This window comes from Streptosporangium amethystogenes subsp. fukuiense (genome assembly GCF_042665875.1).
GTDB lineage: Bacteria > Actinomycetota > Actinomycetes > Streptosporangiales > Streptosporangiaceae > Streptosporangium > Streptosporangium fukuiense.
The window spans coordinates 1,986,570-1,997,748 of record NZ_JBHTEE010000001.1 but is presented as its reverse complement, the minus strand read 5'-3'; the positions used below and the strand labels follow the sequence as shown (position 1 = coordinate 1,997,748).

Below are 11,179 nucleotides of genomic sequence, written 5' to 3'. Positions count from 1 at the left end.
TGTGACGGTCTCCTCTATGCCGGCGGGCCTTGTCCCGTGAACGTGAAGGCATGCCGGTCACGGATCGGAGACAACCGGGCCTGATGTCCTGTGACGTGCGTTCTGTCGGCCTCGCGTCATTTCGGGCGGATCCCGCCTCCTGGGACGTGGACTCGGTCTGGACGCTCTTTCCCCTGCCTGGTGTCGGCGAGGGCGGCGTTGACCTCCAGGACGCCCTTGTCGTAGAAGGCCCTGACCTCCGACGCCGGCAGGTGTCTGAGGTTTCGTACGCGATGATCTACCCCGCGTTCACCTTGGAGCGGGCGCCGCGCCACCGGGGGAGCGGCGCCGCGCGGGGAGGACGTCAGAGCAGCAGGCGCACCGCGGCGAGCAGGGTGAGCCCCAGCGTGATGCGCTCGAAGAGCGTCCGGTCGATCCGGCCGATCACGGCACGCCCGGCCGCGGCCCCGGCCAGCACCGCGGGCGTGCCCAGCGCGGCGAACAGGAGGGTGGCCGGGGTGATCAGGCCGAGCGCGACGCTGAACGGCACCTTGAAGGCGTTGATCGTCAGGAAGAACCACGCGCTGGTTCCCAGGAAGCCCAGCATCGGCAGGCCCGCCGCCAGGAGATAGACGGCCATGATGGGCCCCGCGGCGTTGGCCGTCATGGTGGCGAAGCCGGCCAGGATGCCCGCCAGTGCCGCCACGGGGCGGTGGTGGGCCAGGGAGTCCTCCTGCGCCCGGCGCCGGTTCCACAGGTGAACGACGACGATCACCACCAGGATCACGCCGATCAGCCGTCTCATCTGCGCGTCGTCGACCCAGCGCACCACGAACGCGCCGGCCACCACACCCAGGGCGACCCACGGAAAGAGCCTGATCAGCCTGGGCCAGTCGGCATGGCGGCGGTAGGAGAACACCGCGACCATGTCGCCGACGAGCAGTAGCGGCAGCAGCGTGCCCGTGGACTGCCTGGTCGGCAGCACGAGCGCGAACAGGGCGATCGCCACCGTCCCCGCTCCGGAGACGCCGGTCTTGGAGAAGCCCACGAGGAACAGGGCGGCCGACAGCACCACCCACTGGACGGCGTCAAGGGAGAGCATCGGCCTCGCCGGAAACAGGGCACGAAAGGGGCGTACCTGATGTAAAGGGTCGGAGGCGACGGTACATGACGCGTCAGCGGACAGCGTCTTCGGCCCGCACCTCGCCGGAATGCCCGATACCGGCTGTCCCGAGAAGACCCCCGCAGCGCTGAGAGACCTACCGGCCACCGGCCCCGTGCGCCCACCTCGCACGAAGCCCATGAGCACTCGTGGTGAATTCCCGCGGGCGTCCCAGGCTCCACCGGCGAGAGCAGGTGAAAGTTTCACCCCCGCACCGGGCGCACGAGCACCGGATCGCCTCTCGCCGGCGCCTGGTAACCGCAGGTGAAAAGGGAGGCGGCGGGCACCGGAACCTCTTTGGGCACCGAGGCCACCCCACCCCCCGATGGCTCCGGAAGGGGATTTTCGGTATGTGATGAAAGTTCTGAAAGCGCTTTCCGAACTCGTGTCCGCTCAACCACAAGGGGAGAGCATGTCCCGATCATCACCGCCGTCCCCGCGCCGCCTGCGCGTGATCTGCTCGGCGGCCGCGCTCGCACTCGCCGCGAGCCTGGCACCGGTCCTGGTCGCCCAGGCCGCGGCGGCCGGCTGCCGCGTCGACTACTCGGTGTCCACCCAGTGGTCGGGAGGCTTCACCGGCAACGTGGCGCTCACCAACCTCGGTGACCCCGTCAACGGCTGGACCCTGAACTGGAGCTTCACCGCCGGACAGCAGGTGAGCCAGGCATGGAACTCCACCGTCACCCAAAGCGGCACCCAGGTCAGCGCCACCGACGCCGGCTACAACGCCGCGATCGCCACCGGCGCAGGCGTCTCCTTTGGTTTCAACGCCTCCTGGAACAACTCAGCGAACCCGGCGCCGACGGTGTTCACACTCAACGGCGTCGCCTGTACCGGCTCGACCGGCCCGACCTCGACCCCAACACCCACTCCGACGGTGACCCCCACTTCCTCCGCCGGCGCCCGGCAGGTCGAGGACCTCGACCGCGGGCTGATCAGCGCCCGCTCCGGCAGCGGCAACTTCGTCGCCTGGCGCCTGCTGGGCACCGACCCGGCGGACGTGGCCTTCAACCTCTACCGGGGCTCGACCAAGGTGAACGCCTCACCCATCACCGCCTCCACCAACTACTTCGACTTCGGCGCCGCGGCCGACGCCTCCTACACCGTGCGAACGGTGACCGGCGGCACCGAGCAGGCCGCCTCCGAATCCTCCCTGCGCTTTTCCGGCGGCAACTACCTCGACGTGGCGATCCAGCCCCCTGCCGGGGGGAGCACACCCGACGGCGTCGCCTACACCTACACCGCCAACGACGCCGGCGTGGGCGACCTCGACGGCGACGGCCGCTACGAGGTGATCCTCAAGTGGGAGCCCACCAACGCCAAGGACAACTCCCAGTCCGGCTACACCGGCAACGTCTACCTCGACGCCTACCGGCTGGGAGGCGGACGGATGTGGCGCATCAACCTCGGGCGCAACATCCGCGCGGGCGCGCACTACACGCAGTTCCAGGTCTACGACTACGACGGTGACGGCAGGGCCGAGGTCGCGATGAAGACCGCCGACGGCACGGTGGACGGCATCGGCACCGTGATCGGCAACTCCTCCGCCGACCACCGCAACTCCTCCGGCTACATCCTGTCCGGCCCCGAGTACCTGACCATGTTCAACGGGCAGAACGGCGCGGCACTGTCCACGGTCAACTACGACCCGCCCCGCGGCACGGTCTCGGCCTGGGGTGACTCCTACGGCAACCGCGTCGACCGGTTCCTGGCCGGGACCGCCTACCTGGACGGCACCCGGCCCAGCCTGATCATGGCCCGCGGCTACTACACCCGTACCGTCGTGGCGGCCTGGGACTTTCGTAACGGCTCCCTGACCCAGCGCTGGAAGTTCGACTCCAACAGCGCGGGATCGGCCTACACCGGGCAGGGCAACCATCAGCTCTCGGTCGCCGACGTCGACGCCGACGGCAAGGATGAGATCGTCTACGGGGCGATGACCCTCAACGACAACGGCACGGTCCTGTGGAACACCGGCTTCGGCCACGGGGACGCGTTGCACGTCGGCGACCTCAACCCGGCAAGGAGCGGCCTGGAGGTGTTCAAGGTCGACGAGGATGCCTCCAAGCCCAGCTCCTGGATGGCCGATGCCCGCACCGGGCAGATCCTGTGGCAGACCGGCGCAAGCGGCGACAACGGCCGGGGCGTGTCGGGCGACATCTGGTCCGGCAGCGCCGGAGCCGAGTCCTGGTCGGCCTCCGGCGGGGACGGCGTCTTCAACACCTCCGGCCAGATCGTGGGCCGCAAACCCTCCTCGACGAACTTCCTGGCCTGGTGGGACGCCGACCCGGTACGGGAGCTGCTGGACGCCACCAGGATCGACAAGTACGGCACGAGCGGTGAGACCCGCCTGCTGACCGCCGCCGGGGTGCACTCCAACAACGGCACCAAGGCCACCCCGGCACTCTCGGGTGACCTGCTGGGCGACTGGCGCGAGGAGGTCATCTGGGCCACCTCCGACAACACCGCGCTGCGGATCCACACCACCACCGCCGTCACCGACCGGCGGATCCACACCCTGATGCACGACACCCAGTACCGCACCGCGATCGCCTGGCAGAACACCGCCTACAACCAGCCGCCGCACCCGAGCTTCTTCATCGGCTCGGGCATGTCGACCCCGCCCAGGCCCAACGTCTACGTGCGCTGAGGGGAGGGCTCGAAAGGCGGGGAAAGCGCGGGCGACCCGGCCACGACCCGGTGCCCGCCTGCGCGGCCGCCCAAGGCGGGCCTCCGGCAGGTGCCGCACCTGCCGGAGGCCCGCGCGAACCTCATGGCGCCGGTGGCGAACGTAGCGGTCCGTGTGCCGCTGCCGGCGCCCTGCCCCCCTTTGCGCGGGACCCGCCCACGCCGCGCCGGCGCGACCGCGACCAGCCCACCGGGTGGAGCGGTGTTCGCCTCACCCGCCGCCTGGGGCCGCGCAGCCGTCGTCAGAGGGCCGGGACGTCCCTGCCCACCTGGCCGGTGACGCCGGGGCTGACGTTAGCGCTGATGACACGGCTCGGGCGGATACGGATGACCTCTTCGCTATGCGCCGAACTCACTCCTCGGGCGTGCGCCGGGCCGCCGGATTCCAACGGCCCGCACAGGTCATCTCGAACGCGCGGCCGCTCCTCAGCCACGGTCGAGCCGGATGGCGATGTCGAGGACCTGGCGGTTGGCGGGAAAGGCGCCGTAGTTGTAGTTGACGGCGCCGGTGAGCAGGTTGATGCCGTAGAACCCGTAGCGGCCGGCGACCTTCAGCGCGGCGAAGGCGCTGTTGGAGACGGTGACCCCCTCGCGCAGCGAGCTGTAGACGTCGAAACCCGCCGCGCCGCTCGCGGCCACCCGCAGGCTGCCGGTCTGCACCAGGGTGCCCGCCCCCGCAGGCGACTGCAGGTTCACCTGGCCGGTGGCGGTGTTCACGCCGAAAAGCGTCGTGGCGGTGTCCGGGCTGAGGTCGTTGTTGGTGTATCCGGCACCCGACACACCGGTGGCGACCGTTCCCACCACGGCGGGCGGCACGGGCGGCAGGGTCAGCGTACGGTCGGCCACGGTCTGCCCGGCGGCCGGGCCGCCCGTGGGGTCGTCGAGGTTGTGCCGCAGGTTCTGCCCGGTGTCGCTGATCACCCGCAGCCGGTTGGCCGCGGGACTGAAGTCGACGCCGAAGTGGTAGCCCCTCAGCGCCACGGTCAGCTGGGAGACCTTGACCGCCCTGGCCGGGCCGCTGAGCGTGTAGACGCCGCCGCGGTCCCCGACGCCGTACAGCCTGCCGTTCTGCACGCGGTAGTCGATGCCCACCAGCCGGGTGTCGCCGTCGAGCCCGCGGATCCTGCCCAGATCACGCGTGCGGCCGGGGGAGCGGATCGCAAAACCCACCAGACGCTGGTCGCCGGTCAGCCCGATGACCTCGATGCCGGGCCGCGCGGCGGCCGGCGCCGCGGCGCCGGCCGCCGCCACCGTGCCCGCCACCGTGCCCAGCACCGTCATCAGGGCGGTCAGTCTCCTTCGCATGTGCCTCTCCTTCGCAGCCGGGTACCGTACGCCCCGGACTTCGGCGGCAAAGCCGTTACGGATCGGAGAGACTCCATCACACACGGTGCCCCTTTGGCCCGCGAAGAGGGCAGGAGAGACCGGCGTGTCCCCGGCTCGCCCCGCCCGCCCGCGCACCGGACCCGGCGAAACCGGCGAAACCTCACATCCCGCGGCCCCGCGCCGCAGGGCGGACGGAGTGGAGCGGGGAGCACGGGCAGGGGCGGCCCTCACCGGGTGAGCCCGGCTTGGAGCCGAAGGCAGGCTGCGGCACAATACCCGCCATGAACACCCCTCCGGCGCCCCCCACTCCCGGCAGCGTGCTGGAGGCCGTGCTCGAACGCATCACCTACGCCAACGAGGAGAGCGGCTACACCATCGCCAGGGTGGCCACAGACCGCTCCGGCGACCTGCTGACCGTGGTCGGGCCGCTGCTGGGAGCCCAGCCCGGCGAGTCACTGCGGCTGACCGGGCGCTGGACCTCCCACCCCAAGTACGGCAAGCAGTTCGAGGTGTGGTCGTATGCCACCGTGCTGCCCGCCACCGTGCAGGGCATCCGCCGCTACCTGGGCTCCGGGCTGATCAAGGGCATCGGGCCGAGGATGGCCGACCGGATCGTCGAGCACTTCGGCGTCGAGACCCTGGAGGTCATCGAGACCACCCCCGAGCGGCTCGTCGAGGTCCCCGGCCTCGGCCCCAAGCGGACCAAGATGATCGGCGTCGCCTGGGAGGAACAGAAGATCATCAAAGAGGTGATGATCTTCCTGCAGGGGGTCGGAGTGTCCACCTCGATCGCGGTCCGCATCTTCAAGCAGTACGGCGACAACTCCATCACCGTCGTCAAAAGCGAGCCCTACCGGCTGGCCGACGACGTGTGGGGCATCGGTTTCAAGACCGCCGACACCATCGCCCAGGCCGTGGGCATCCCTCACGACAGCCCCGAACGCGTCAAGGCGGGCCTGCGCTACACCCTTTCCCAGGCCGCCGACGACGGCCACTGCTACCTTCCGGCGCCCAACCTCGTCGCCGACGCGGTGAAGATCCTGGAGGTCGCCGCCGAGCTGACCACGCGCTGCCTGCAGGAACTCATCGCCGAAGAAGGCGTGGTCGCCGAGGACATCCCGGTCGGCGACGGCACCGTCCCCGCCGTCTACCTGGTGCCCTTCCACCGCGCCGAACTGTCCCTGGCAGGCGCCCTGCGCACCCTGCTGGCCTGCGAACACGACCGGCTGGGGGTCTTCGGCTCCGTCGACTGGGACCTCGCGCTCAAATGGCTGCGCACCCAGACCGGCGCCGACCTGGCCGAGGAACAGGCCCACTCGGTGCGGCTGGCGCTGACGCAGAAGGTCGCGGTGCTGACCGGAGGCCCGGGCTGCGGCAAGAGTTTCACCGTGCGTTCCATCGTCACCCTGGCCCGGGCCAAGAAGGCCAAGGTGATCCTGGCCGCCCCCACCGGCAGGGCGGCCAAGCGCCTGGCGGAGCTGACCGGTCATGAGGCCACCACCGTGCACCGGCTGCTGCAGCTACGCCCCGGCGGGGACGCCACCTTCGATCGCGACAACCCTCTGGACGCCGACCTGGTCGTGATCGACGAGGCCTCGATGCTGGACCTGCTGCTGGCCAACAAGCTGGTCAAGGCCATCGCCCCGGGCACGCACCTGCTTTTCGTGGGCGACGTCGACCAGCTGCCCTCGGTCGGCGCCGGCGAGGTGCTGCGCGATCTGCTGGCCGCCGAGGAGGAGATCCCCCGGGTACGGCTGACCCACATCTTCCGCCAGGCCCAGGAGTCGGGGGTCGTCGTCAACGCCCACCGGGTCAACACCGGCCTGCACCCGGCCCTGGAGGGCATGAGCGACTTCTTCCTGTTCCCGTGCGAGGAACCCGAGGAGATCGCGGCGCTGACCGTGGACGTGGTCGCCAACCGCATCCCGCGCAGGTTCGGCCTCAACCCGCGCCGCGACGTGCAGGTGCTGGCCCCGATGCACCGGGGCGCGGCCGGGGCGGGCAACCTCAACCACGCGCTGCAGGAGGCGCTGACCCCCTCGCGCGAGGGCATGCCCGAGCGCCGCTACGGCGGGCGGGTCTTCCGGGTCGGCGACAAGGTCACCCAGCTGCGCAACAACTACGAAAAGGGCGCCGCCGGGGTGTTCAACGGCACCGTGGGCCTGGTCGTCGACATCAAACCCGACGAGCACAAGCTGACCGTGCTGACCGACGAGGAGGAGAACGTCGAGTACGCCTTCGACGAGCTGGACGAGCTGGCCCACGCCTACGCGGTGTCGATCCACCGCTCCCAGGGCAGCGAGTACCCGGCGGTGGTGATCCCGCTGGCCACCAGCGCGTGGATGATGCTCCAGCGCAACCTGATCTACACCGCGATCACCCGGGCCAAGAAGCTCGTCGTCATCGTCGGCTCCCGCCGCGCGCTGGCCCAGGCGGTGCGCACCCGCGGCGCCGGACGCCGCCACACCAGCCTCACCCACCGCCTGCGCCGATCCTAGAGGGCGGTCTCCGCCAGGCCGGTGACGCCCAGCAGGCGGGCCAGGGCCTCCCGCCCCGCGGCGGTGACGGCCAGGGCGCGTCCCGAGCCGATCCGGCCGACCCAGCCACGCTCCAGCGCGGTCGCGCACAACAGGGCCCCGGCGGTGCCGGCCAGGTGGTGGCGGCGCTCGGTCCAGTCCAGGCAGGGCCGGGCCAGCGGGCGGCGCCCGCCGACCGGCAAACAGACCCCCAGCTCGGTGGCGAACCATGACAGCCCGGCGTCACTGACCGCGAAACCGGTGTCCTGGCGCAGCAGACGGCGCGCGAGAAGCGCGTCGGTGATCGTCACCCCGAGCCGCCCGGCCAGGTGGTCGTAGCAGGTGCGCCCGGCCGCCAGTGCCCGGGTGGCGCTCGCGGCACGCAGCGTGGCCGGCCGCGCACCCGCCTCGGTGCCGGCGTGGGCGGCCAGGTCCTCGACGAGCTGGGCCACGTCCGGCCCGGCCAGGCGCACGTACCGGTGGCGTCCCTGCCGCTCCTCGGCCAGCAGCCCGCCGCCGACGAGCCGCGACAGGTGCTCGCTGGCGGTCGAGGCCGCCACGCCGGCGTGGGCGGCCAGCTCTCCGGCGCTCCAGGCGCGCCCGTCCAGCAGCGCCAGGCAGAACCTGGCGCGCGTGTCGTCGGCGAGCAGGGCGGCCAGCGCGGCGAGCGGAACCGGGGGACCGAAAGTCATATGCCCATCATCGGCCCGGGAGGCTTCGGCGTCGGCCGAAGCCTCCCCCTTCACCGATCAGGGCCCGCCGTGCCGCCCGCCCCTGACTCCTGGTCAGGATTTTTCCTACTTTAGGAAGAGACCGAAACGTTACCAAACCGGTCGCAACCATGTTCAGTCACCATGCATCTCCTATTAGTGTTTTAAGGGCAGTTTGCTGTAGTGGGGGAGAGAAATTGTGCTGACCGTGGAACGCCACAGGACGCCACTGGCCGCTCTGGCCCTGGCGACCGCGGCGGTGCTGGCCACCGCCTGCTCTACCGGGGCGGACACGAAGGCCCCCGTGGCCGGGCCGGGCACCGAGGCGCCCAGTACCCCGGCCGCGCCGGAGATAAAGATCAGCCCCGCCCAGGGCAGCAAGACCGTGCGCCCGAACAGGAAGGTCGTCGTCAGCGCCTCCAGCGGCGCACTGGAGGAGGTCACCGTCAAAACCGGCGGCCAGGTGCTGGAGGGCGACTTCGACGCCGAACGCACCAAGTGGACCTCCACCACCCCCATGATCCCCGCCAGCGACTACACCGTCTCGGCACGCGCGGTGGACGGCACGACCGCCAGCAGTTCCTTCCGGACGCTCAAGCCCGAGCACGAACTCGAGGTCGCGGACGTGACCCCGGCGATCAAGGGGGAGAAGGTCGGCGTGGGCGCACCGATCATCGTCACCTTCAACCAGCAGATCGCCAACAAGGCCGGAGTGGAGAAGGCCCTGAAGGTCACCTCGGAGAAACCCTCCCAGGGAGCCTGGCGCTGGATCAACGACACGACCGTGATCTACCGCACCGCGAAATTCTGGCAGCCTCACCAGAAGGTCACCTTCACCGCCCGCCTCAAGGGCGTCCAGGGCGGCAAGGACATGTACGGCGTCAAGGACATGACCAAGGTCATCCACATCGGCGCGGCCCAGATCGCCACGATCGACACCCGCAAGCACAAGATGATCGTCAAGCGTGACGGCAAGGTCGTGCAGACCATGCTGATCAGCGCGGGCAACGCCAGCACCCGCGAGTACACCACCACCAGCGGCATCCACCTGGCGATGGGCAAGGCCAACCCCGAACGCATGATCTCCCCCGGCCGCAAGAAGGGCGATCCCGGCTACTACGACCTGATGATCAACCACGCGGTCCGCTTCTCCAACAGCGGCGAGTACGTGCACGCGCTGAACAACGTCTGGGCCCAGGGGCGCCAGAACGTCAGCCACGGCTGCATCAACTCCCGCCCCGACCAGGCCAAGTGGTACTACGACCAGGTCCAGCGCGGCGACGTGATCACCATCACCGGCACCGACCGCAAGATGGAGTGGAACAACGGCTGGGGCTTCTGGCAGATGCCGTACACGCAGTGGAAGAAGGGCAGCGCCCTGGCCTGACCCCGCGACCGACTGCGCGGCCAACCCCCGCACCGGCGCCACCGCGTCCCCCGGACACGGACGGTGGCGCCGGCGGCCGACGACCCGCTCTGGGAGAACGACGTACTCTTCGAGCGCGTCGTCGAAGCCCGCACCGCGAAGACTAGAGCAAGGTGAGCTGGGCCCGGCGGGGCAGCGCCAGCGGCAGGGGCTGCTCGGGCCGCACCCGGCCCATGCCGTAGCGGGCGGCCAGCTGCAGGACCTGATCGGTGACGCGACGCACGTAGCCGGCCTCGGCATCGGCCCCCTTGGCGTACAGCTCACCGTAGCGAGGTACCAGCGCCGGATGGTGCTCACCCAGCCAGGCCAGATACCACTCACGAGCCCCCGCGGGCAGGCGCAGCACGTGCGGGACCAGGCTGACGGCCCCGGCGTCGGCGACCCGGCGCACGGTGGCCGCGAGCTGGTCGGGGGAGTCGGTCAGCAACGGCAGGATCGGCGCCATCGCCACCCCGCACGCCACCCCCCGCCCGTTCAGCTCGGCCACCAGCTCCAGGCGCTTTTGCGCACTGTGGGCACCGGGCTCCACACTGCGGCGGATCCGGTCGTCGACGAAGGCGACCGAGACGACCACCCCCGCCCCCGGAGTGGCGGCCAGCAGGTCGGCGTCGCGCAGGATCAACCGGCTCTTGGTGTGCACGGTGAACGGCGCCCCGGCCTCGCGCAACACGGTGACCAGGCCGGGCATCAACCGGTAGATGTCCTCGGCCCCCTGGTAGCAGTCACCGCCCACCCCCACCGTGACATGCTCGCCGTCCCAGCGCGAGGCCAGCTCCGCACGCAACCGCCGCACGATGTCGGTCCGCACCACGATCCGCGAATCGAAGTCACCACCGACGTCCAGCCCCAGATAGCGATGCCCCCGGCGCACCGAGCAGTAGCGGCATGCCTGGGCACACCCCCGGTACGGGCTAAGGCCCCACCCCTCGGGCGTGCGCTCCAGCGCGGTGCGCGCCCGCACCTCGTAGCAGGTCAGCGCCCCGTGCACCCTGACCAGCGCGGAGCGCTCGATCCGCGGCCTGGCATCGGGCGGCACGTCGAGCAGGGAAGGCGCGTCCCATCGCATACGGCTCAGTGGAACACGCTTTCGACACCACCCGCAAGTGAACCCCGACACGGCATCGCCGCGCTCAGCGACTTCCCTCACCACATACCGGCCGACGACGCTCGGCCCGTCTCACTGAGATCGTAGGCCCATGAGCCGCCCAGCCGGCTCCGAGCTGTTGACCGCGCCAGGCCTTACCGGTGACCAGCGGGCTGTCGTCGATCGAGGTCCGTACGTGCCCGGGGCCGCCGCTCGGGCCGCTCACGACCAGGCCGCCCCTCACGCGAGAAGACCCTGTGGCGGCTGCCGCACGAGACCGCCGGACGA

Annotated in this window: 7 protein-coding genes; 3 read left to right on the top strand and 4 right to left on the bottom strand. The window is 70.6% G+C overall.

Annotated features, from left to right (window positions below; all coding sequences use genetic code 11):
- Positions 1-343: 343 nt before the first annotated feature.
- Positions 344-1,081 carry a sulfite exporter TauE/SafE family protein gene (locus ACFQVD_RS08495; RefSeq protein ID WP_343971358.1) on the bottom strand — a complete coding sequence of 246 codons (738 nt, stop codon included), beginning with the start codon at positions 1,079-1,081 and terminating at the stop codon, positions 344-346.
- A gap of 472 nt (positions 1,082-1,553) precedes the next feature.
- Here ACFQVD_RS08495 and ACFQVD_RS08490 point away from each other — a divergent pair, with 472 nt between their 5' ends.
- On the top strand, positions 1,554-3,791 hold the full coding sequence (locus ACFQVD_RS08490) for a rhamnogalacturonan lyase family protein (protein WP_343971361.1): 2,238 nt from the start codon (positions 1,554-1,556) through the stop codon (positions 3,789-3,791).
- A 464-nt stretch (positions 3,792-4,255) separates the two neighbouring features.
- Here the strand turns inward: ACFQVD_RS08490 and ACFQVD_RS08485 are convergent, their stop codons facing one another.
- Positions 4,256-5,134, bottom strand: a complete 879-nt coding sequence (locus ACFQVD_RS08485) for a DUF4394 domain-containing protein (RefSeq protein ID WP_386270786.1) — start codon at positions 5,132-5,134, stop codon at positions 4,256-4,258.
- Between the two features lie 302 nt (positions 5,135-5,436).
- Here ACFQVD_RS08485 and recD2 point away from each other — a divergent pair, with 302 nt between their 5' ends.
- A complete protein-coding gene (recD2, locus tag ACFQVD_RS08480; protein ID WP_343971367.1) occupies positions 5,437-7,653 on the top strand; it encodes an SF1B family DNA helicase RecD2 in 2,217 nt (738 codons plus the stop codon).
- Here the strand turns inward: recD2 and ACFQVD_RS08475 are convergent.
- The gene (locus ACFQVD_RS08475; RefSeq protein WP_364152703.1) at positions 7,650-8,363 is read right to left on the bottom strand and encodes an ArsR/SmtB family transcription factor; all 714 of its coding nucleotides are present in this window, start codon (positions 8,361-8,363) and stop codon (positions 7,650-7,652) included. The genes recD2 and ACFQVD_RS08475 overlap by 4 nt on opposite strands.
- A 217-nt stretch (positions 8,364-8,580) precedes the next feature.
- On the opposite strand from ACFQVD_RS08475, the gene ACFQVD_RS08470 reads away from it, so the two are divergent.
- Positions 8,581-9,768 (top strand): L,D-transpeptidase, encoded by a 1,188-nt coding sequence (locus ACFQVD_RS08470; RefSeq protein WP_343981474.1) that lies wholly within the window; start codon positions 8,581-8,583, stop codon positions 9,766-9,768.
- 142 nt (positions 9,769-9,910) lie between these two features.
- Here the strand turns inward: ACFQVD_RS08470 and ACFQVD_RS08465 are convergent, their stop codons facing one another.
- Positions 9,911-10,873: a radical SAM protein gene (locus ACFQVD_RS08465; protein ID WP_343981471.1), complete on the bottom strand. Its 963-nt coding sequence runs from the start codon at positions 10,871-10,873 to the stop codon at positions 9,911-9,913.
- Positions 10,874-11,179 lie beyond the last annotated feature (306 nt).